21 protein-coding genes and 1 tRNA gene are annotated in these 23,130 nt (G+C 40.1%); 16 read left to right on the plus strand and 6 right to left on the minus strand.

Features of this window, described 5'->3' with window-relative positions; genetic code table 11:
- Positions 1-8 precede the first annotated feature (8 nt).
- The 13 genes from JG738_RS03055 to JG738_RS03115 all read left to right on the plus strand — a co-directional run bounded on the left by JG738_RS03055 (position 9) and on the right by JG738_RS03115 (position 13,843).
- Positions 9-260 carry a hypothetical protein gene (locus JG738_RS03055; protein ID WP_201338313.1) on the plus strand — a complete coding sequence of 84 codons (252 nt, stop codon included), beginning with the start codon at positions 9-11 and terminating at the stop codon, positions 258-260.
- 101 nt (positions 261-361) lie between these two features.
- The gene (locus JG738_RS10625; protein ID WP_371815598.1) at positions 362-574 is read left to right on the plus strand and encodes a DUF1799 domain-containing protein; all 213 of its coding nucleotides are present in this window, start codon (positions 362-364) and stop codon (positions 572-574) included.
- Positions 561-7,097 carry a hypothetical protein gene (locus tag JG738_RS03065; protein ID WP_201338314.1) on the plus strand — a complete coding sequence of 2,179 codons (6,537 nt, stop codon included), beginning with the start codon at positions 561-563 and terminating at the stop codon, positions 7,095-7,097. The genes JG738_RS10625 and JG738_RS03065 overlap by 14 nt, the downstream gene beginning before the upstream one ends.
- Positions 7,097-8,266, plus strand: coding sequence for a DUF2460 domain-containing protein (locus JG738_RS03070; protein WP_201338315.1), 1,170 nt, complete (start codon positions 7,097-7,099; stop codon positions 8,264-8,266). Before JG738_RS03065 ends, JG738_RS03070 begins: the two co-directional genes overlap by 1 nt.
- On the plus strand, positions 8,263-10,323 hold the full coding sequence (gene pilV / locus JG738_RS03075) for a shufflon system plasmid conjugative transfer pilus tip adhesin PilV (RefSeq protein ID WP_201338316.1): 2,061 nt from the start codon (positions 8,263-8,265) through the stop codon (positions 10,321-10,323). The genes JG738_RS03070 and pilV overlap by 4 nt, the downstream gene beginning before the upstream one ends.
- A 16-nt stretch (positions 10,324-10,339) precedes the next feature.
- Complete coding sequence (locus tag JG738_RS03080) at positions 10,340-11,041, plus strand: glycine-rich domain-containing protein (RefSeq protein ID WP_201338317.1); 702 nt, start codon at positions 10,340-10,342, stop codon at positions 11,039-11,041.
- On the plus strand, positions 11,038-11,517 hold the full coding sequence (locus tag JG738_RS03085) for a hypothetical protein (protein ID WP_201338318.1): 480 nt from the start codon (positions 11,038-11,040) through the stop codon (positions 11,515-11,517). The genes JG738_RS03080 and JG738_RS03085 overlap by 4 nt, the downstream gene beginning before the upstream one ends.
- On the plus strand, positions 11,514-11,858 hold the full coding sequence (locus JG738_RS03090; RefSeq protein ID WP_201338319.1) for a hypothetical protein: 345 nt from the start codon (positions 11,514-11,516) through the stop codon (positions 11,856-11,858). Before JG738_RS03085 ends, JG738_RS03090 begins: the two co-directional genes overlap by 4 nt.
- Positions 11,855-12,202, plus strand: a complete 348-nt coding sequence (locus JG738_RS03095; protein ID WP_201338320.1) for a hypothetical protein — start codon at positions 11,855-11,857, stop codon at positions 12,200-12,202. The genes JG738_RS03090 and JG738_RS03095 overlap by 4 nt, the downstream gene beginning before the upstream one ends.
- The gene (locus tag JG738_RS03100; protein ID WP_201338321.1) at positions 12,199-12,648 is read left to right on the plus strand and encodes a phage holin family protein; all 450 of its coding nucleotides are present in this window, start codon (positions 12,199-12,201) and stop codon (positions 12,646-12,648) included. Before JG738_RS03095 ends, JG738_RS03100 begins: the two co-directional genes overlap by 4 nt.
- Positions 12,635-12,976: a hypothetical protein gene (locus JG738_RS03105; RefSeq protein ID WP_201338322.1), complete on the plus strand. Its 342-nt coding sequence runs from the start codon at positions 12,635-12,637 to the stop codon at positions 12,974-12,976. The genes JG738_RS03100 and JG738_RS03105 overlap by 14 nt, the downstream gene beginning before the upstream one ends.
- A gap of 122 nt (positions 12,977-13,098) precedes the next feature.
- Positions 13,099-13,293, plus strand: coding sequence for a hypothetical protein (locus tag JG738_RS03110; protein WP_201338323.1), 195 nt, complete (start codon positions 13,099-13,101; stop codon positions 13,291-13,293).
- Positions 13,262-13,843 carry a glycoside hydrolase family 108 protein gene (locus JG738_RS03115; protein ID WP_201338324.1) on the plus strand — a complete coding sequence of 194 codons (582 nt, stop codon included), beginning with the start codon at positions 13,262-13,264 and terminating at the stop codon, positions 13,841-13,843. Before JG738_RS03110 ends, JG738_RS03115 begins: the two co-directional genes overlap by 32 nt.
- Here JG738_RS03115 and JG738_RS03120 read toward each other — a convergent pair.
- From JG738_RS03120 to pyrF, 3 genes are all read right to left on the minus strand, one after another.
- Positions 13,840-14,346 (minus strand): hypothetical protein, encoded by a 507-nt coding sequence (locus JG738_RS03120; RefSeq protein WP_201338325.1) that lies wholly within the window; start codon positions 14,344-14,346, stop codon positions 13,840-13,842. The two genes, JG738_RS03115 and JG738_RS03120, sit on opposite strands and share 4 nt — an antisense overlap.
- Positions 14,347-14,508: 162 nt before the next feature.
- Positions 14,509-14,600 (minus strand) — tRNA-Ser (locus tag JG738_RS03125).
- 27 nt (positions 14,601-14,627) lie between these two features.
- On the minus strand, positions 14,628-15,311 hold the full coding sequence (gene pyrF / locus JG738_RS03130) for an orotidine-5'-phosphate decarboxylase (protein ID WP_201338326.1): 684 nt from the start codon (positions 15,309-15,311) through the stop codon (positions 14,628-14,630).
- A gap of 42 nt (positions 15,312-15,353) precedes the next feature.
- Here pyrF and JG738_RS03135 point away from each other — a divergent pair, with 42 nt between their 5' ends.
- From JG738_RS03135 to JG738_RS03145, 3 genes are read left to right on the plus strand one after another with little or no spacing between them, the layout of a single operon-like run.
- Positions 15,354-18,275, plus strand: a complete 2,922-nt coding sequence (locus JG738_RS03135) for a DNA mismatch repair protein (protein WP_201338327.1) — start codon at positions 15,354-15,356, stop codon at positions 18,273-18,275.
- A complete protein-coding gene (locus JG738_RS03140; protein ID WP_084275416.1) occupies positions 18,276-18,533 on the plus strand; it encodes a tetratricopeptide repeat protein in 258 nt (85 codons plus the stop codon).
- A gap of 2 nt (positions 18,534-18,535) precedes the next feature.
- A complete protein-coding gene (locus JG738_RS03145) occupies positions 18,536-18,802 on the plus strand; it encodes a hypothetical protein (protein ID WP_201338328.1) in 267 nt (88 codons plus the stop codon).
- Positions 18,803-18,818: 16 nt separating this feature from the next.
- Here JG738_RS03145 and acs read toward each other — a convergent pair whose 3' ends face one another.
- From acs to JG738_RS03160, 3 genes are read right to left on the minus strand one after another with little or no spacing between them, the layout of a single operon-like run.
- A complete protein-coding gene (acs, locus tag JG738_RS03150) occupies positions 18,819-20,771 on the minus strand; it encodes an acetate--CoA ligase (protein ID WP_201338329.1) in 1,953 nt (650 codons plus the stop codon).
- Positions 20,749-21,357 carry a 3'-5' exonuclease gene (locus tag JG738_RS03155; protein WP_201338330.1) on the minus strand — a complete coding sequence of 203 codons (609 nt, stop codon included), beginning with the start codon at positions 21,355-21,357 and terminating at the stop codon, positions 20,749-20,751. The genes acs and JG738_RS03155 overlap by 23 nt, the downstream gene beginning before the upstream one ends.
- Positions 21,357-23,114: a putative nucleotidyltransferase substrate binding domain-containing protein gene (locus JG738_RS03160; RefSeq protein ID WP_201338331.1), complete on the minus strand. Its 1,758-nt coding sequence runs from the start codon at positions 23,112-23,114 to the stop codon at positions 21,357-21,359. The genes JG738_RS03155 and JG738_RS03160 overlap by 1 nt, the downstream gene beginning before the upstream one ends.
- Between the last annotated feature and the right edge of the window lie 16 nt (positions 23,115-23,130).

Genomic DNA, 23,130 nt, shown 5'->3' on the forward strand with positions numbered 1-23,130 from the left:
GAGTGTAAATGAACGAAATACTTATTAAACAATCTGGCGGATTAACTTTTAAAGAAAAAAATGAATTAAAAAAGTCAGGGATTGATTTTAAATCCCTTACCGATATCGATGTGCAAGATGATGCTATTGCTGTCCTTCTTGAACTTAGAGGAATAGGGGTTGATGAAGTAGAGGAACTTCCATATGGAGAGCTCCTTCAGTGGCTCAATGAAATATTTAAAAATACTTTTGAGATTAAAAGCGAGTCTAAAAAAAAGTAAGAAAATATCTTGAATGGCAGTTTGACAAAGATATTCAAAGCTACATAAAAATAGCTCAGGAAATAGGCGAAACGCTACCCGAGGAGGTTCTGCCTCCAAAACTGCCAGAATCAGTTCAAGAAATTGTAGATTTTTTCCATAAAATCAATACACAATGGCGAATAGCACCTATGGGTGGTGTCATTGGACTTGATTATATGGCAGTGATTGAAATTGCAAGGATATACGAATTTGAATTGACAACTTTTGCGATGGATGTGATCAGAGAGATGGAGCGATTCTACATAGAAAGGCAAAATAATGGCAGTCGGTAGCGTTATTGTAAAACTTGAAGCAAAAGACAATTTAACTCCAGACCTCAAAAAAGCCCTCCAATCTGTAAAAGAACTTGAAAACGAAGCTGCAAAACTTGAATCCAAAATAAAAGAGCTCCAAGTAAATAAAAAGGGTTTTGCAAAAGGTGCAATAGAGAGTGACATTGCAGAAGTCAAAAAGCTTCAAAATGAACTCAAAAAACTTCAAGAACTATATGCAAAACAAAAGGGCAAAGACGCCCAATTAACAAAATCGGAGATACGAAGAAAAGAGCTCCAAATTGAATCGCTTATCACAAAAGAGATAGAAAAACAAAAGCGACTGTTGAGCGAGAAAGCAAGAGAGGCACAAATTGCAGCAAACAAGCTATGGATTGAATACAGAAAAAGGCAGCAAGGTACAGAAATTATCAAAAAAGAGACAAAGGCCATTAAAGAAGGCAATGCATCAAGAAAAAAGGAAGATGCAATAAGGAGGTCTTTGTCGACATCAATCGTACGGCACATCAGGCAGGTGGAATCCATGATTGTTGGATATTACCTGGTTACAAAAGCTATTAGAAGCACGATAGGTGTTGGCATTGAATTAAATAAAACGATTCAGGATTCAACGATAGGTATTGCAGCGCTTATAGCCTCTAATACTGAGGGGGTAGATGTATTCAAAAAATTCTCTGCTGCAACAGCTATGGCTGAATCTACAGTGTTAAAACTAAAAAAAGCATCAGTCGAGACAGCTGCGACTTTTCCACAATTGACAGAGATTTATCAACAGGCCATCGGTGGGGCGCTCTCCGCTGGAAAAGCTATGGGCGAAACTGTAGAGGAAGTTTCAGACCATACTATTGAGTTAGCAAAGAGAATGAGCAATTTCGCTGCTGCTATCGGTATGCCTATGAATCAAGTTAATGAGGAGATACGATCAATAATTGAAGGAACAATTGATCAAAATTCTCGTATTGCGAAAATGCTCCACATTACGAATAAAGAAATAAACAAAGCGAAACAGTCGGTCGGCGGGTTGTATAAATTTTTAATGGATAAATTTAAAGCTGTAAAAGCTATGGAAGGCGTCCATACCTTTACGAAAGGAATGGCAAGATTAAAAGACGCCATAGATACAGTCCGCATTGAAGCAACAAAACCAATATTCGATGATTTGGTTGATGCGATATACAGTGTGTCAGAAGAGGTAACAAGCAAAGCCGAAGAATGGGGAAGAGATTTTAGAGATCTTTATTTTACGCTTAAAGCAGCATTTGTCTATATAAAAAATGAATTGCCAGATATATCAAAAAACCTCAATGAGTTAATAAAAAATATCAAAAGTTTTCATGAATGGATTATAGGCGCAATTGTAAAAACTGGCGAATTTTTAAATGAGATATTTGGTGTAGAAAACAAAGTCACTCAGCGCGTAATGAACAAAAGTATCAGCGAATTGAAAAAGCAAATCGAAAAAGAGAAGGAGATTATAGCCGAGATAAAAGAAGGAGGTTTTTGGAGTGGCTTTAAATATGGTGATGGTGCATTAAAAATTCACGAAATGAATTTAAAGAGGCTTGAAAGACAGTTGAAAAGACTGTCTGCAACAGCTTCTGATACGGACAAGAACATTACAACAGTTAGTAGATCAATTCAGAGCATGGCCGAAGCATATAAGACTGTCTATGCTCTTGGTACTGCAAAGTTTGACAACATGCAGCAAATCAATAAGGTATTCGATACATATAAGAAAATTTATAAGAATTTCCCAGAAATCATCAAATTACTTGATGAAATGAAGAAAAAAGCAATTGAATCATTAAAAGCTGGAAGCAATGGACTGAGGCTCATCAAAAAAGATCAATCTGAAATAATAAAACAATTAAAAGAATTGCTAAATTCAAGAAGCAGCAATCCTTATAAAAAACTAAAAGCCCAATATGACAAGCTGATAAAGCAATATGGCAGTTTTGCGGGGGCTAAAAAATTAATAGATGAATGGTACGCAAAAGAGAAGGAAAAAATAGACAAGCAGATTTTTGCCAAAGAGAGCGAAGCACAATTAAAAGCTCTTAATGAGAGGCAAGGCGCGTATCTTTCATATTTAGAAGCAATAGGTAAAAATGAAGAGGCATTTTGGTTGAAAGAGGGTGAAAAGATAAATGAATTGATAAAGAAAGGATTGGACCAATCAAGAGCCTTAGAAGTTTTGAATGCTGACTACAAAAAATTCCTTGAAAGTGCAAAGAAAGAGACCAAAAAAACCGCACAATATATTGAAACCACCTTCGACAAAGTCTCAACAAATATATATGATAGCTTCAATAACAACTTCTTTGACGCTATCACTGGCAAATTTCATGATTTCAAAGATTTTCTCAAAAATCTCTTCAACGATATTTTGAACTCAATCATCAATCCTTTTGCAAAAGCCTTGAGCGCCTCATTTGCGGGGATGTTCACCAACGCGTTTGCTGGTGCGTTTGGTCTGCCACAAGTCTCTATGAATGGCGTATCTCTTGCAAAAGAACTTACAGCAGCTGGCTGGAAAGCGCTAGGAGATGGCGTCTATCAGAACGCAGCGGGGCAAAAGATTGTGACAACTGGCGGGCAGCTGCAAGCGTTTGATGCGAGTGGATCTCCTATATCGCTTGCAAGTGTTGCTTCGCTTCCTTCCACAATCAAAACTGGTGCGATGATGATGAGTGGCAGCCTCGCATATCCCTTCTACTCGGCTGGTAGCAGTCTCTATGCAGCAGGCTATCAAAATCTCGGAATGGCCTCAATTGGTGCTGGCAACTGGATTACAGGAGCTGGTACAAGCGGGCTTTCGACTGCTGGGCAGATAGGCTATTATGGCGGTGGCGCTGCGATTGGTGGTCTTGGCGGATATGCTCTTGGCAAACTTCTTGATATGCTTTTTGGAGCAGACACAAAAGCGGGCAGCTACGGCGCAATTGGCGGTGTAATTGGAAGTATCGCAGGTCCTATTGGTGCAGCTATCGGCGCAGCTCTTGGCTCTGCAATCGGTGGTATGTTTGGAAGCTGGAAAGTCAAAGAGACAGGGCTTGGCATCACTTCACCAGTGAGCGCTGTGGATTGGAGCGGTCTACGTGCGTATACGATGAATGAGAAAAAGAGCTGGTTTCATGCAAAAAAGAATGCAATATTCGATGAGCTTGATTCCTATACAAAATTTGCTATTGGCCAAAAGATAGCGGAGCTTGAGAGCATCATAGATGAATCAGTAGGAGATATCACAAAAAGCGATCTTGTGCTTGGAATAGGCAAGTTTGAAAACACAAAAGATCGCAATGAGTTTGACGAGTATCTATCAAAAAAATTCCTTGCAAAGATGCTTGGCATTTCTGAGAGCATAGACAAGATAGCCAAGGGAGCAGCTAAAGAGGGGCTCAAAGTCAATCTCATGAGCACCAATCAAAGCTGGAGCAATGATGTCTTACTCTTGGTAAAGCACTATGCAAAGAGCCGTCAAGGTTTCATCGACAAAGCCCTCAAAGACGGTCTCATATCGGCTACAGACAAAGCAAACTATGAGCACCTACAAGAGGTTTATGAAGCGTGGAAGAGCTACGCAGAATCGCAAGAAAAAGATGTATCAAACGCAATCGTTGAGGCGTACTCACAAGTATTGAAAAATAAGCGCTCTCATTCTGTATGGCTTGCTGAGTTTCTTGGAGACACTATCAAAGCTGCAAAACTGAAATTGGAATATGCAGAAAAAGACTTGCAACGCATCAAAGAAATTACAGGTGTTGCCGAACTTGACTACAAAAACTTCAACGAGTATTACGAGCAGGTGCTTGCATCTAGCCCAACGCCAGAGACGCTCGAAGCATGGAATCAAGCAAAAGAGGTGGTGGAGCAGGCAGCTGAGGCGCAAAGAGACTATACAGCTGCTATTCAAAAAACAAATCAAAATATTGCTGATTTCATCCGCGATGCTGGACAAATTTCAGGTATCAATGTTGACTATGCGAACACATATGAAGGGACTCCAGCCACTCTTGCCGGACAATCCTTGGCAGCACTTGGAAAAGAATATGGGATTGATTTCAGCGCCAGCGATATCGCCGAAAAAATACAAAAAGATTTTGGTGGCAGTGTGGCGAAGTATGTAGCTCAAATATTCGATCCAAGCAGCAAGTTCATTTATAAAGATGAGGACGGCAAATACTATATCGATTGGAATGGCAAAAAAGTACCATTAGCAGCAGTAGAGAATGCGCTCAATCCAGCACTTAATCTTGAAAAGAAAAATAATAAGTTGTCTTCTGAAACTGACAACAATGATTCAACTCTTGCAGGGCTATTCCCGTCAGGTGGGGGATTGTCTTCATATGCAGTTTCATCGCAATCATATGTTGGTTACGTCTCACCCGGATATGATTCAGATACCGGCAAAAAGATCTCATTCGATGCAGATGCATATGCAAAAAAATTTGAATTGCAAGCAAAACAGTATCTCCAAACACCGCTTGAATACGCAAAAACAAAAGTTGATTTTTGGAATAGCAAAATAGACGAAATACAAGAAAAACTTGGCGTATCTGGTGTAACGCTTGAGAATTATGCTGAAAAACTTTCAAAAGCAAATATCACAACACAAGAGCAAGCGGATTTGTGGAAAGAGCTTGGAAATAGCCTAATAAATGCAAAAGAAGCTACAAAACAATTTGAAAAAGCAAATAAAGAGTACATTGACTCAATAAATAAAGCGATGCTGGAACTAGAAAAGCAAAAACATACATACTGGCAAAGTGTTGAAAATGCATTAAACAGTTTTGATGGATTGAAACAAAAGGCCTTGAAGCAGCAGGCCGATTTTTCTCGCAAATTCATATCTGCAAACAATACAACCTACAAAACTGTTACGAAAAATACAAAAGAGTATCTCAACTCTCTCAAGAGCGCTTCAAACTCTCTTGGCAGCATGATAGATCGCTTGCAAAAAGATTTAGGTGGAGCTACATACACCGAGGGGCAATTTTTTGAGACTCTTGCAAAAGCCAAAGATGCCTTTGCCAAAAAGCAGTATGGAGAGTATGCGAAATATGTGCAAAGTTTGAGCAGGTATGTAGACTTCTTGGACAAAAAGCAATATGCGAGCGCAGCTGAGAAGAGATATGAAAAGGCTGTGGTGCTCAACGAGCTACGAAGCCTCAAATCTCCTACAGACCTCATGCTTGAGCAGCTATCGCAAATCAATTCCAATACCGCATCATCTGCTTCAAATACAAACGCTATGCAAGAGAAGCTCTACAAACTCACTGAGGTGCAACTTGGAGGGCTCAAGTTTGAAGAGATTGTTGCCAATGGTATCGTGCAAGGTATCAAGACAGACAATCTCGCTATGGTGATTGGCCAAAATTCCGAGCAAGTGACAGCTCAGCTTGAGGGAATGAACGCATATTGGCAAAAGGTACCGCTCAAAAATGGCAAATGGGAGATCCTTGCAGACTTCGATCAAGATGGTATATACGATCTTGCTGCAGGCATTGATGCCAGCGGACGCATCACCAGCATCGATACAGATATGGCAAATACATATAAGACTATCGAGCAAAGTTTTGGCGATGTAAAGCTGAGTGAAGTATTCAGCCAAGACACACTCACGTCTCTATACGGAGACAATTGGCACATTGCGCTTGGCGATACGCTCAAGAGTACAAAGAATATCATTGAGCAGCTTGGAGGCAAGATAGAAAAACTGAGCGACAAAGATTTTCTTGTGGATATAGATCAAGATGGTGTATGGGACTTCAATCTCGTATTCGACAAAACAGGCCATCTACAAAAAATTGATGAAAATACCGCAAATATTGGTAAAAACCTTGCCCAAGAGCTCAAAAGAGCAATTGCGAAAGTCAATCCCAAATGGGCAGAAAAGATCGATCCATCTAGCGATTGGTACGCAAAACACCCTTTGGCAACAAAAATAAGTACTCAAATGTATCAAGCGATAGGAGACTATATCACCTATATAACCAGTGCGAAAGGTAACAATCTTCACAACAAAAACTGGTGGAAAAGTGCATATCAAAAAGCAAAAGCCGCAAAAGAGGCGGCAAGAAAATTGGTTGAGTTGGGGTATGGGAACTATGGGACTGGATTGAAGGGAGAAAAATATCACAATACCGAATCTCTTGCAAATAGCGATATCCTCGAAATAATAAAGAGAAAGGCGAAAAAGTATGGCATAGAGCTCTATGCTACAGGCGGATATACGGGAGATGGTGGCAAATACGATTTTGCGGGGCTTGTGCATAGAGGAGAGTATGTATTGCCACAAGAGATGGAGAGCATTTTTCCTCTCATGGAGACAATGCGTACGGGAGGAAGAGTGGAGCTTCATATCGGCTTGAATGAAGTGGTGCGAGAACTACGAGCATTGCGGGCTGAAAATGAAAAGCTGCGCGAGGAGTTGACGCAAGTGCGACGGCATACGAGAGACACGGCTGAGAATACGAAACCGCTCGCAAAAGACGATATCTGGGAAAGTAGAGGTATAGCCTGATGTACTATGTTGTCCCACAGACGAAGGAAATATCCACTACATACAACGGCAAAACCTACAAGAGGCTCGTTTACAAGCCATTTAAAAGCGCCAGTGGCATCATAGATGAAAATTATCCTGAGTGGGATAGCACCACTACCTACAATCAGGGCGAGTACGTGATCTACTGGAATAGGATCTATCGCAGTGCAGCTGACGGCAATCAAGGGAACTTTCCTTTGGAGCATCCCGATATGTGGGTGGACTACGGCTTTGTCAACAGCTATCGGATGTTTAGCATTGATGAAGGAATTGGAGCGGTGACAAAGGGGAGCGATGTGGTGCTGGAGTTCGATTTTGTCACGGCAGATACTATTGCTCTCATTGGCGCAAAATGGAATAAGGTGATCATCGAGCAGGTAGACAATGATGAAGCCCCTATCACTGGAGAATCTCTTGGGCAGGGAGATGGTGCGACAACCAAATTTGCGACACAAAAAAAGCCCGTCTATATGTATAGTGAAACCGTCTATATTGATGGGACGCAGCAGATGAGAGACCAAGATTACGCGATAGACTATTTTAGCGGGGAGATTACCTTTGCAAATGCGCCTGCATCTGGAGCAAACATCACTATCGACTACACCCCAACGCTCAAAACAATGGAGATCACTGGTAGAGATTATGGTGCAACGAGTTTCTACGAGTACTTCTACAGCGCATGGGCGGACAAGACGCGCCTCATCATCAACGATTTCACCCGTTTGATTGTGGACGGCCTGGTATGGACACCTAACTCTACACTGCGCCTCACTTTCACGGGCGATGTGGAGATAGGGGCTTTTGTCATGGGATTGCAAGAGGATCTTGGAGCGACGCTCTACGGCTCATCTATGCAGATTCAAGACAAAAGCAAAGTGATGATAGACGAGTTCACAGGAGCCAGAAAAATCGTGCGCTACGGCAAGGTACGCGTCCTCAAAGCGCTTGTGTACAACGATATGGGGGATTTTTCAGAGGTTGCCCGCAAAATCAACGCGATTACGGGCAAAAATGTGCTCTGGATACCAAGCGAGGAGGATCGCTTTGCCGAAATGAGCAACATCGCCTATATTTCAGATGCCGATTTGCCAATAGACAATCCAAAAGCTTTGAAAGCGAGCATGAACCTCATAGGAGTAATCGAATGATAAATCTGCCGACTTTGACAAGATTTAGTGGCGCCGTTCCTGATAGAGCGAATATGAATAGAGAAGAGTTCGCGATGGCGACCTACTACTATCTGCGCTATATCAATGATGAATTTGTCCCCGATGCGCGAAATCTTGTAAGCGAGATGAACAGCCAGCTCAATAGCTTTGCAAGCCAGATGAATAACATCAAAAGCGATACGCAAGCACTCAAGGACGATACTGCAGCAATCAAGCAGCAAACCGCTGCGCTAAGAGATGATACGCAGACGCTGCATGACCAGACACAAGAGTATCGCAACGATGCGCAAAATTTCAAAACGCAAGCCGGCCAATACAAAGAGTTGGCGAAAAACTATGCCAATGCAGATAGTGATGTAGAAGTAGAGCCAGGCTACTACAGCGCAAAACACTGGGCGCTCAAGGCGCAAAATCTTGCAAACGATACCGCTGCGATCTTGCCAGATGGCGCTATCAACGATAGTGCAATCTCCTCAAACGCCACATGGAGCAGCCAGAAGATAGATAGCGTTTTGGCCAAAATAGATCTCTCCAATGTGGCTGCAAGCGCGCTTCTTGGAAAAATACTCGATGTGGATGGCGATGGGAGCGGATTAGATGCGGATATGCTCGATGGCATGCAGCCATCATCTGCAAACAGTGCCAATACAATCGTGCAACGTGATGCAAATGGAAACTTCAGCGCTGGCACCATCACAGCTTCGCTCAATGGCAACGCCTCAACTGCGACAAAACTCAAAACCACTCGTACCATTGCCTTGAGTGGGGATGTGAGCGGATCTGCAAGTTTCGATGGGAGTGGCAACGTAACCATCTCTACCACTGTGATAAGCAACGCATCCCACAACCATGATGATAGATACTATACAAAATCGCAAAGTGATGACAGATATTTAGGAAAAAGTGCAAAGGCAGTAGATAGCGATAAGCTTGATGGTAAAGATTCCTCACATTTTTACAGAGTAGTTTCAACTGCATCTGCAAATGTTGGAGTTGATGGTGAGAGCCATTGGATAACTGTTGCTGAAGCTCCAGATTCAAGAAGGCATGGTATTGTGATTGTATCTGACCAAGATAGTAGTGACCACTCATTTATTGAAATAGATTGGATGCGAAGTTATGCTGATACAAATTTTACCGTACTGAATGTTGGCGGACATGGAAATAGGATTTTAGGTGTTAGGGTGCTTTACGACACGAGTGATAACACCTATAAGAAAAAATATCTTCAAATTAAAGTTAATAGACAATCAACTTATTATGTAGCAGTTATGGCTCATTACAATAATAGCGGTTGGAACACCATCAATGCGGTAACACCAGTTGTAGAAGATAGTAAAAGTGGGTATGCAGTCTGGGGAAATGTAATAGAAAATCTTGATATAGCATCTATTGGTACACAACAAGGGATTGTCTGTGGTGGCACACTAAAAACAGGTGGTGGTGCTTATATAGGAAGTGAAGTTGTAGCAAATAGGATTGAATGTGGATATGACCACAATGTAAGCAATTCAATAGGTTGCTCTAATTGGTTCAGAAGCTCTGGTAGCACTGGTTGGTATAACGCCACTTATGGCGGTGGGATTTATATGACAGATTCCACTTGGGTTCGTACATATAATAATAAATCTTTTTATAGTGCAAATGTTATTCGTGCTGATGGTGGATTTCAAGTAGATGGAAAGTGGATTGCTTCAAGTGATGGGAATACTTTATATGAAAACAATACGCCAATCCGTGATAAGTATCATCACAAAATAGTTGCTCAAGTTGTAACCTCAAATATTACTGCAAGCTCATTTCATAGATATTTGGTAGATACAAGTGGTGGTACAAAGACAATTACTTTACCATCATCTCCAGCTAATTATGATGAGATATATTTTGTTGATTTGAAAGGGACATTTGACAGTACTCATTTAACGATTGCAAGAAATGGAAAAAATATCATGGGATTAGCTGAAGATTTGATAGCTGATACTAAAAATGTTTCATTTGGGTTGATTTATTACAACGGAGATTGGAGATTAATATGACGAAAAAGGAGTATAAATGAGCACATTGTCAAGTTTTGGTGGAACAGATATTAATAAAATTTTAAGCACAAAATGGATGTTAGAAAAAAATTTTACATCAAGTGGAACATTTACTGTCACTAAAACAGGAATATATTTAATAATTTTACAGGGTGCTGGAGGTAGTGGAGCTGGGTACAATGATGGTGCAACTTGTCAAGGGGGTGGTGCAGGAGGAACTGTAATTAAAAGTATGAAACTTATTGAAGGTGATTCTTATAATATTACTATTGGTGCTGGAGGGAATAGATCTAAAGGTGTAGGAAATTCTGGCGGAAATTCAAGTTTCGGTGACATATTAATTGCTTATGGTGGCGGAGGAGGGGGTATAAATAATACAGTAGGTATTGGTGGTTCAGGTGATGGAGGATATGTAATAAAAGGCGCAGATGGCGGAGAATCGAATTCTAAAGGAGAATCAATGAAAATGGCATTGCCCATTAATGTTTATACAGACTATATTAAACCTTCTATTATAAGACAAGGAGGTACAGGTAATGGTGGCGGAGGAGGAGGTGCGAGTATGTTTGCAGATGGTGGTATAGGAGATTATCAAAAAAGTGAAACTTATAAAAAAGGGTCATTAGGTTCAGGAGGTGGTGGCGAACGTAGTAGTAGTTATTATAGTGGCTATGGGGGAAATGGTATTTGTGTAATTTTACGAGGAGTTGAATTATGATAGAAAGATATAAAAATACAAAAACAAAAAATGTGATAATAGCTACTGCTGATTTTATAGAAAATTTACCTGACGCAGATGACTGGGAAAAAGATATTATTACTCCTGCCACAAAAACTTTTGACGAAATAAAACAAGAAAAATTAAAAGAAATCAAAAATAAGTTTCAACAATTTATTAATTCAATTAAATCACAATATGCTCCTTATGAGATTGAGTCATTTCAAGACCAACGTGAAGAATGGAGAGAATGGGTAAAAGACAATTCAACACCAACTCCTATCGTTGATGCACTTGCTCAAGCGAGAGGAATTGATAGAGTTGAATTATTAAACAGAATCGGGCAAAAAGTAGTACAGATAATTTCCATACAAGGTTTACAAAACAAACTTGAAGATCAAGTCAATGCTGCTCAAACCATCGATGAAGTTGAAGCGATTGATGTTGATGCAGTTTTGGGAGGGCTGCAAGAATGATCCGCCAAATATTCCTTCTCTCAATAGCCCTCATCGGTGTAGCAACGCTCTCACCTTTTGCGTTTTTGGCAAATCTTCTACGCAAGAGCTATTTTGGTCAAAGCATTGCCGACTATCTCCACACGATAGCCGTGGGGCTCGATCAGCTTGGCGGGAGTATCATCTACTCGCAAGAGGACTACACTATTAGTTCCTATACGCATCTGCTTTGTATGCGTGGCAATTGCTATGCATGCAGGTTTGAGCGATTTATCGACCTTCTTTTTGGCAAAGGTCATTGCAAGAGAAGCTATGAACGAGAAAAAAGAGAATTTCAAAACTATATCAAGGAGACACTATGAGGCTGCTACTGCGAGGTATTGGCATAGGTATATTGGTGTTGGGGCTTGCGTACAAAAGTCTCTTTGGATCGATTGAGCCGAGTCTCAACGAAAATGCCACGATTGATGCCATCAAAAACAGAGTCTGGACTGTGGATGGCTACTTTGTACACTACGATAAAGGTGCGTTTGATTGGTTCTATCTCTCAGCCAAAACAAAAAGAATCTACAAGCTCGAAGGGATGGACGAAGAGGGATATTTCGTTTGGAGCGATGTGAACACGTCGAATTGCCACATCATCAAAGCCACAGACTACAACACATATATTCTCATCGATTGTCCTACAAAGGTATATCTCAAATGAATGAACATATCGGGTTAGTCAAAGCGATTCTTTTTGCGATATATATGGCGATAGGTTCTGCGCTCTCCTACCTCGGACTCAATCATGAGATGATAGGGCTTTTTGTAGCTCTTTTGGTTGTGGACTATATCACAGGTCTTGCAAAAGCCCGCAGACTCAATATCTCTATCACCTCACAACGGATGAAGTACGGAATAGTGAGCAAGTTTGTATTGCTTCTCATCCCCATAGCAGTAGCAATTGCAGCAAAGATAGTTGGTGTGGACTATGACAAGATTCTCTATATCGGCATCAATATTTTGGCGCTCTCGGAACTCTACTCAATCCTTGGCAATATCTACTCTATACGCACACGCCAGGAACTGCCCGAGTATGATGCAGTAGCAGCGATAGGTCACAGGGTGAGAAAGTTTCTTTTGAAGTTGGAGGGCGATGATGTGGAGTAGCCTTTTGCGATGGTTCTTGAGCAGAGTTAATATCAAGCTCACATTTGGCGCGGTCATTGCGATTGCGTTGGTAGGTTTCGTCTACGTTTGGCACTATCGCCCTTTGACTGCTCAAAAAAACGAGATAGCAAAACAAAGAGAAGAATTGCTGCAAAAAAAGAAGATACTCGAAGATCTCATCAAAAAACTTGAAGCGCTCAAGGATGAGCAGGCTGCAAAGATATTTGAAGAGAAATACAAAGCACTCAAAAAGGAGCTCAATGCCACACAATATGACAAGAGTGATATCGATCTCTCTCCTGGCGCTCATACTCTTGTTCTGCCTTGATGGTTGTAGCTGCAAAGAGCGCGTGAGAACCGTCTATATCAAGCCTACATGCCCAAAATTGCAGACAAAAGAGGTGAATGTGAGCAAGAGAAAGCCATTGATATTGCGATATGAGGTGATAGATGGAGATTGAAAAAATCAAAAAACAGGCAATGCGTGGCAAAAAGGTAGTGCTCAAGACAAGTGATTTTGAAAAGATAGTGAGAGAGCTTGAGAAGTGCAGGAGCGAGAAAGATGCGCTCAAAGAGGCGCTGGACTACCTCAATGCGCAAATAGAAGAGTACAATGAAAAATTTGCAAAGGAAGATGATGGCTGATTTCAATCATGCATTTGAAGTACTGCAGCATCTAGAGTGGTCAAATTGTGAGGATGCCTTGCGCTGGAATGATGGCGAGAATGGCTGGACGTTCATGGGGATATACCAGGTAGCACATCCAAAAAGTCAAATATGGAAAGAGTTAGCAAAGTATCAAGAGATAGAAAAAGATCCAAAAAAGCTCTCGCAATTGCTATGCCACAACGCTCAAGCTTTGCAAGAGGTGAAGAATATCTACAGACAAAAATATTGGAATAGGGCGAAGCTGTATGATGTGAAGAACCAAAAAATAGCTGAGGAGATTTTTGTATTTGGAGTCAATACAGGGATTGAGAGAGCTATCAAAAAGGCTCAAGAGCTGATTGGGGTCAAAGTAGATGGAATTGTGGGACCAAAAACTTTGGAAGCGTTGAATAGTTTTGATGTGGATCTTTTTGATGTGGGGTATGACTTTGAGGAACTCAAGTATTACAAGGAGCTTGTGAGGTCAAATCCAAAAAGATTTGCGAAGTATGAAGACGGATGGGTGAATCGGGCAAAGGCGGTTTAGCCCTTATATGCCCATTTGTATCCGCCAGCAGTTTTTCTTATCCCTCTGCATACTCTTGAAATACTTGAATTTGAAATACCTGTTTTCTCTTCTGCTTCATATGTGCTATCATACTCATGTATGACTTTTCCATCTGGTGATATTTGTAATACTCTTTTGCGTTTCTTTTTGAAATATTTCTTTTTATTGTTTTTCAGATCTTTGAAAAAATTTTCTCTATTCTCCTTCCATGTGACAAGCTGTATGTTATCAAACGAATACCCTTTCTCGTTGTTTATTCTATCAATCGATGGTCTGAGATCACTAACAAAACCAGACTGCACCCAGTCATGATAAAGTTTATAAAATTTAGCTTGATTAAATATCCACTCTTTAAGTTCATTTCTTGAGTAAGATGGCATTGGGTGACCTCGTACTTTTGATTTTCTTCTTTGTTGATAGTATATATCTGAAATAAGGCCATGAGAAGTACATTTAAAAGGTAATTTGATTGGTTTCTTCATGATGAATCCTTTGAAAGCAATAAGATTGTGAACGAGATTCACAAAGAAAGAATTGAATTTCAAAATTGCAAGCTGAAATGCAAGTCAAAACCCTCAAAAGTGGCTGACAATTTTTATTTTGAGTCGTTAGAAAGCCCGATTTTACGGGGGTTTTAGGGGTCATGGCGGACAGGGAGGGATTCGAACCCTCGGTACCCGCAATGGGTACGCCTCCTTAGCAGGGAGGTGGTTTCAGCCAGCTCACCCACCTGTCCTTGTGGAGTTGGCATTATAGAAAAAATTCACAATTTTGTCAATATTTTTTGGACAACCTCTTTTGGATTTTTAGCTTTATAGATAGGACGACCAACTACAATGATGTCACTATGGTTTTTTTTTGCCATAGTGATGTCTGCAACTCGCTTTTGATCTCCTGCATCTTCGCCAAAGGGACGAATGCCAGGAGTGAGAGTAATAAAATTATGAGCAGTAATCTGCTTTATTTTTTTGCTCTCATATACACTGCAAACTACACCATCTAATCCTGCTTCAAAAGCATCTTTTGCAAATTGCGTTGCCTTTCCATCGATAGAAGCATTATAGATAGTGCGAAACTGCTCTTCATTAAAAGATGTAAGCACTGTGACTGCAAGCACAAGAGGCCTCTTTGAAAACTGTTCCAATCGTTGCATAACTGTTTGCATAGCTTCTTTGCCAGCGCTTGCATGAATATTAAACATTTCAACGCCAATTTTTGCAAGTTCTTCGGCTGCATCTGCCATTGTATTGGGGATATCGTAGAGTTTGAGATCAGCAAAGATTTTAAACTCAGGATTTATTGCTTTGAGTTCTTGGATGAACTCTTTGCCATCACGGATATAGCTGCGCAGTCCTACTTTTAGCCAGATAGGGAACTCTTTGATTTCTTTTGCAAGGGTGAGATTTTGCTCACGCAAGGGGAGATCGAGTGCTACACAAAGCTCCATTATGTGCCTTTTTTGCTAAAATTATACAAAAAAAGGGTGTAGTTGGAAAAAGACCTCGCAAGACTCCATGAGATCCTCAACGACAAAAAGCGACTCTTAACCGAGATCTATTTTGAGCTGCAACGCTTCTTTGAGCAAAAGTATGGAAGCAACACTGTTGTTTTGATGGAGATAGGATCATTTTTTGAAGTGTATGAGGTCAATAATGATGAGCTAAAAATCGGTAAAGCCAAAGAGATTGCAGAGTTTCTCAATATCCAGCTCACGCGCAAAAACAAATCAATCATCGAAAACTCTATAGCCAATCCTTTAATGGCAGGAGTGCCAAACTTTGCGCTTGATCGCTATCTTAGCCGTCTTGTACAGAGTAAAAAATATACAATCGTTCTTGTGCGCCAAAAGGGTGCACCCCCAAATGTTAAGCGCTATATTGCCAATATTATCTCTCCCGGTACCAATTTTGACTATCAGGCTGAGCCAAATGAGAACTTCATTGTCTCACTCATTATTGGTCAAAATAGAGGAAGTTACTATGCTGGTTATGCAGCTGTAGATGTCACTACCGGTAAATGCTATGTCAACCAACTCTACTCCACAAAAGATGATAAAACTTTTGCACTTGATGAGATTTTTACACTTTTGCAAACCTATCAAACAAATGAAATCGTTATTACTTATGATGGGAATGTAGATCAAGAATTTGTGCAAAACTATCTTGAAATTGAGCACTACACCTACAATATCAATCGCTTGCGACTCAAAATTGATTATCAAAACTCTCTCTTTGCTTCGATTTTTTCGATCAACTCCATTCTCTCACCTATAGAGTATCTCGATCTTGAGCGCTATCCCTACAGCAGTGAAGCATTGGCAATTTTAATAGATTTCATCATTGAGCATGATCCTGCTTTAGTGCAAAAGCTCATGCGTCCAATATTTTTGGGCAATAAACGCTATGTCTATCTTGGCAATAATGCTTTAGAGCAGCTCAATATCATTTCACGCGATCCTGAAGAGATGACACTACTCAAACTCATAGATCAAACCTCCACACCAATTGGAAAGAGGCTACTTAAAGAGCGTCTGCTCAATCCTATTCAAGATGCAAATGAGCTGCAAAGACGCTATGATCTCATAGGAACATTTCTAGAGCGGTATGAAAAGTTTGAAAAACTTCTCAAACAAGTTTATGATATAGAACGCATTTTGCGCCGTATAAAGCTAAAAAAGCTCCATCCTTTTGAGATAAACTATCTGCACGCTTCGCTCTATGCAATAGAAAAAATATACAAAGATCTTGAAGAGACCCTCCAAGATCTTGCGCAGTTTGATTTTACGGAGTTGCATAGCTTTCGCACAGAGTTAGAGCATATTTTCAATCTTGAAGAGACTGCAAAGTTTCGCCGCGACCAAATTGAAGCAAATATTTTCAATGAAGGTATCAATGTTTTTATCGATCGCATTGAAGAGCAGATTGCGCATATTTTTGCAAAGCTTGAGCACTTCACGCAGCATGTAAAAAGTTTTTTTGATAAAGATGAATCTTTTGTAACGCTAGGCTGGTTAGAGAGTGAAGGGTTTTTTATTAACCTTACAAAAAATCGCTATAAGCTTATTGAAGAAAAACTCCTTAATAGTTTTGTCTCAGTAGATGGGAAGCACTACTTTTTTAAAGATTTTCATATTAAGCGATTGAAAAATAGCGTTAAACTTACAAATAGCTATATTGATAACCTCTCGCAAGAGTATATTGCACTACAAGCAAAGCTTATTGCTCTTGTTAAAAAGAGTTATGAAGAGGCTCTTGAAGAGATAGAGCTGCGCTACAGTGCACTGCTTGAGCGCCTCATTAGCTATATAGGAGAGCTTGACTTTGCAATTAGTGGGGCAAAGGTTGCAAAACTCTATAACTATGCAAGACCAACGATTACCGAAGAGCAAAAGCTAGAGTTCATCGCCTTGCGCCATCCAATCATAGAATCACGGGAAGAAAATGGTATCTATGTTCCAAATGATCTTTTGCTAGGCGAGCCTTCAAGTGAGCACGAGCATATCACCACCTTGGCAAGTGGTGGCAAAGAGGTAAAAGGCTTGCTTCTTTATGGAATAAACTCAAGTGGCAAGAGCTCTCTTATGAAGAGTGTTGGGATTGCAGTTGTGATGGCACAGGCTGGCTTTTTTGTACCAGCAGCTGCTATGCGCTTTAGTTTGGTAGATAAGATTTTCACAAGAATAGTCTCAAAAGATAATCTCTACAAAGGTCTTTCTACTTTTGCTATAGAGATGTTGGAACTCAAAAACATTTTCAACCGCGCAACTGCAAACTCTTTAGTACTTGGTGATGAGATAAGCCATGGAACAGAGACCTACTCAGCACTCTCCATAGTAAGTGCAGCGATTAAGCGGCTTAGTGAAATTGGAAGCTACTTTATCTTTGCTACACATCTGCACCAACTCACCTCCATAAAAGCTATTGCAGAGCTTTCAAATATTGTCTTTTTGCACCTTGGTGTGTACTATGATGAGGAGAAAGATAGGCTTGTGTATGATAGGAAGCTACAAATTGGAAGTGGAAGCACTATGTATGGGCTAGAGTTTGCAAAAGCGCTTCATGTGGATAGGAAATTTTTAGAGTATGCATATAGTATTCGCAAAAATCTCACAGGCGAAAAAAGTGAAGCAGAGCTTTTGAAGCAAAAAAGGAAGAGCCGCTATAATAAGAAGGTATACTTAACAAAGTGTGCTATTTGCAATGCACCGGTAGAGGAAGTACACCACATTGCCCCAAAGGCAAAAGCAAAAGCCGGTTTTATCGATCATTTCAAAGCAAATCACAAATATAATCTCATCCCCCTTTGTGCAAAACACCATAAAATGGTGCATGAAGGTAAAATTATAATTAGCGGATTTGTGATGACACAAGAGGGGTTGAAACTCCATTTTCATGAGATAGAAGGAGGGTAGATGTTACAAAAAGCAGTAGCACTTTTTGAAGCTGATAAATTTGATGAAGCGTTGCCACTTTTTAAAGAGTTGGCTAAAAATGGTGATGGTGAAGCGATGTACTATCTTGGAATGATGTACTATGAAGGGTGGGGAGTAGAAAAAGATCAAAACAAGGCGGTTGAGTGGTGGAAAAAAGCAAATCGTAGAGGAAATCTTGATGCAAAATATATGCTCCAAACTATCTGCTCTACTTCTAGTGTCTTTGCAAGAGAGTAACTATGTATATGTTTATAGTTGTGACAATTTTGATAGCTTTGAGTGTGCTAGCTTATTACCTCTATATCAAACATAAAGGGGAGCATCTCTCAAAGCTGCAGCAAGGCATCTGCCCAGAGTGTGAAGAGCCTGCAATTTATGTAAAAAACTCCAAAAAGGGAGGATGTAGCGGCACTTCCAATGTAATTTATAAATGTGATGCGTGCGGGTATGAAGAGGATTTTAATCTTGGTGGTGGGAGTTGCAGCAGTGGGAGTTGTGGATTGTAAGGATAAGAGAGATCTCTTATCCTTGAACAATTTGAATAATTTTTTCTACAACGCTTGGATCTTCAAGAGTAGAAGTATCTTGCTTGATCTCTTCGCCTTTGGCAATGCTTCTGAGGATTCTTCGCATGATCTTACCGCTTCTTGTTTTCGGAAGTCCCGGAACGAACGCTATCTCGTCACATTTTGCCAAAGGTCCGATATCCTTGGTGATTACTTCATTGATCTCTTTGATAAGCTCCATCTCGTCAGCAATACCTTCATCATCTTTGAGTACCACAAATGCAAAAACACTTTCGCCTTTTACCTCATGTGGCTTTCCAACCACTGCACACTCTGCCACTCGCGGATGGTGACCAATGGCTGCTTCGATTTCAGCAGTTCCTAAGCGGTGACCACTGACGTTGATAACATCATCCATACGTCCTGTGATCCAGATATATCCCTCTTCATCATAGATTGCTCCATCGCCACTAAAATAGACTGGCTTTCCATCTTTTTTACATGTACCAAAGTAACTTTTGACAAATCTATCTGGATCTCCCCAGATAGTTCGAATCATACTAGGCCAAGGTTTTGTGATACAGAGATACCCTTTTTCGTTTGGCTCTTTTTTGTTGCCATCAGTATCGATAATTTCAGCAAAGATTCCTGGAAGAGGGAATGTTGCAGATCCCGGTTTGATGGGAGTAGCTCCAGGAAGGGGACTAATCATGTGACCGCCAGTTTCAGTCTGCCACCATGTATCAACGATTGGGCACTGGCTGCGTCCTACTTTTTCAAAATACCACATCCAAGCATCTGGATTGATAGGCTCTCCCACAGTTCCTAAAATGTAGAGGCTGCTTAGATCATACTTGTCCGGTTCATCTGCACCAAGTTTGTGAAGGAGTCTAATGGCCGTTGGAGCGGTGTAGAACTGATTGACCTGATACTCTTCGATCATTCTCCACCATCTACCAGCATCCGGATAGACTGGAACCCCTTCATACATCATAGTAGTTGCTCCAGCTGCCAAAGGTCCATAGACGATGTAGGTGTGTCCTGTAATCCAGCCAACATCTGCTGTACACCAGTAGGTATCTGTATCTTTGATATCAAATACCCACTCCATAGTGAGCTGAGCCCAAAGGATATATCCGGCTTGTGAGTGTTGTACCCCTTTTGGTTTGCCAGTACTTCCTGAAGTATAGAGCAAAAAGAGTGGATCTTCGCTATCCATGATTTCTGGTTCGCAGCGTGCTGGCATATCTTTAATAAGCTCATTATAGTCATAGTCTCTATGGTCATGCCATTTGATCTCTTCGTTGTTTCTTCTAACAACCAAAACTGCTTCTACGCTTTCGCAATCCTTTGCCAGCGCTACATCCACAACGGGTTTGAGCATATAAGGCTTACCACGTCTATAAGCACCATCAGCAGTGATGACAAGTTTTGCCTGAGCATCTTGGATTCTATCTCTTAAAGCTTCAGCACTAAATCCACCAAAAACCACTGAATGAATTGCCCCAATACGTGCACATGCAAGCATTGCAAAAGCAGCTTCCGGGATCATTGGCATATAGATAACGACTCTATCACCTTTTTTAATCCCAAATTTGCTTTTCAGTAGATTTGCAAAGCGGTTGACTTCATAGTAGAGATCAAGATAGGTGATAACTCTTTTATCTCCTGGCTCACCTTCCCAAATGATTGCAGCTTTGTTCTTTTTCGTTTCTAAGTGTCTATCGATACACTGCTCAGTAACATTGAGTTTTCCGCCAATAAACCATTTATAAAATGGTGCTTCACTCTCATCGAGCACTTTTGTATAAGGCTCACGCCAGTTAATCTTCTCTTTTGCCAGTCTATCCCAAAACCTTTCATAGTCACTCTCAGCCTCTTTTACCATCTGCCAATACTGATCCATTGAGTTGATTCTAGCTCGCTCCTTAATCCTTGGTGTGGGGTCAAAAACGGGTGTTTGTTCCATGTTTACTCCTTTTTGTAAGTTTAAGATAAATCATTGCACTCATTATAGTGTCACTCAAAGCGTTGTGTGCTTTGAATTTAGGTAAATTTAAACTTTTAAGTATTGTATCAAACTTCAAATCGATAAACCCTTGTGGGATCGCTTTTTGTTTATAGTCGTAGTAGAGTCCTGAAACCTCTATCTGTTTATTGGGAAGACAAAATCCAAAAAACTTTTTTGTATATTTGCTGATCATCTTTACATCAAACTCCACATAATACCCAGCTAAAGGGCGATTTTTGATGAAGTATAAAACCCTCTCAATCGCCTCTTTTGGATCCATTGCGTTTTGTAGATCGCAGGCTCTCAAGTGGTGAATTTTAATACTTTGGGCACTTATATCTTGTTTTGGTTTAAGTTCAAGATAGAGTGCACGGGATAATAAAATTTTATTCTTTTTCACAGGTAAACAGGCGATAGATAAAATCTCATCCTTTTTTGGATCAAGTCCCGTTGTTTCACAGTCAATAAATACTACTTCATCGCCATTGTATGGCTCAAAAAGAAACCTAAACTCACCTCTATATAGCCACTTTTGCCAAAACATCAGCTCACCATTGATAGTTTATAGTGGTATGATAAAAACTCTTTAAATTTTTCTATTGTTTTAAAGCTCTCTTTCAATATATCTCGCTCTAGTTTATTGAGTGTTGTAACATCGATGCTATTGGTAGCATCTAATCCTTTTTGTATATTATGCAGTGAAGCTCTGAGTCTAAAGGAGTTGAGTGTCTCATAGCTTTCAATGAGATTGGTAACAAAGCTCTTTTCCAAAATGCCAAGATTGCTGATCTCTTTTAGTCGCTCAACTGTATTTGTATTGTGGATATGGTATTGCAGTGCTAAGATTCTAGCTCCATGAACTACTGCAAAAATACCACCCTTTTTGAGATCAATTGTATGTGCTTTGCGAAAAAAACCAAACATATTGAGTGGATTTTCAAACTGCATAACAGGTCGCGCCATTTGCGCTAAAAATCCTGCATTGTCGCTTACTTGATTAAAAATTATCTTTTTGAGATTTTCAAGTAGCTCATGGTTTCCATAGACTGCTTTAGCATCGAGAAAAATGCTCATATACATCAAATGGGTCTCATTTGGATCTTCGATCCAGTTAAGTATAGTCTCTTCCCACTCTTTGAAAGTTTTATTCCATAGCGGAGTATTGAGCATAATATTGCCTTTGCAGCGTGGATAGCCAAGAAGCTCCAAAGCCGCTATAAACTCTTTGGCTTTCTTGAGTGTAATTTCTTTGTCTGCCGGATCATTTACTATAAAAGCGTTGTCTTGATCAGTTCGAAGAAGCTGCTCACCTCTTCCTTGGCTGCCAAGAAGCAAAAATGTACCATCTATGCCAAATGAAAGATCATAGACCTTTTTATACACTTTTTCATTAAGTTCGCTTACAAGTTTTGCTAAATAGCGTGTTTTAATGCCTTTGTGGTACAAAATATCTACCATTTGGATAAACTTATTTGTAACATTTTTGAGATCTTCGATAGAGTCTGCCTGTTCGATTTTACGTGCCAAAAGATAGGATTGGTTGGAAAAGAAGCTTAAAAGATCTCCAATTTCAATACTTCCTATTGTGAGATTTTCTTTTTTGACAATGAGGTGTTTGATATTTTTACTCGTCATGAGCAAAAGGGCGTTGAATAAAAAATCGTTATACTCTATGGTGACAGCAGGAAAAGTTGCAATTGATTCTATTGGTGCGTTAAAATCGATTGCATTAAGAATCACTTTTTTAAGATCACTTGAAGTGACAACTCCTTCGAGATTCCCTTTTTGCACAAGCAGAAGGTGTTGCATATTTTTCACTGCATCTTTAATGGGAGTGGAAGCGTCCACTTTGCAAAGAGGTGTAAGAGGAATATCTTCTAGTTTGGCTGAGAGGAGTTCACCTACTTGTGAAAGACTTCTTTGCTCTTTGAGTTTATCAATTTTTTGAGAAATTGTTTGAAAAAAATATTGTTTGAATGTACTGTTTTTGTGAAAAACTTCTAAAAAGCTCTCTTTATCGATCTCATACAAAAGCGTCTCTTCCAATGCCACAAAGTGTGCATCTTTTTTCCCAAGTAGCGCTTGAATATCAAAAAAATCTTTTTCATGATAGATTTCGACTCTATCATCTTGGATCTCTTGAACACTTCCTTTGAAAATAATAAAAAATCTATTGAGTACAATCTCCTTGCCCTTTTGATAGTAGCCAATATCGGTATGTGCTACCAACTGGTCAATTTCTTCAGGAGTAAGAATGTCAAAAGGGCAAATTGTGCTCAAAAAATTTTTTATTTCATCCATTGCTATCCTTTTTGCA

Source organism: Nitratiruptor sp. YY08-26 (assembly GCF_016593215.1).
Taxonomy (GTDB): domain Bacteria; phylum Campylobacterota; class Campylobacteria; order Campylobacterales; family Nitratiruptoraceae; genus Nitratiruptor; species Nitratiruptor tergarcus.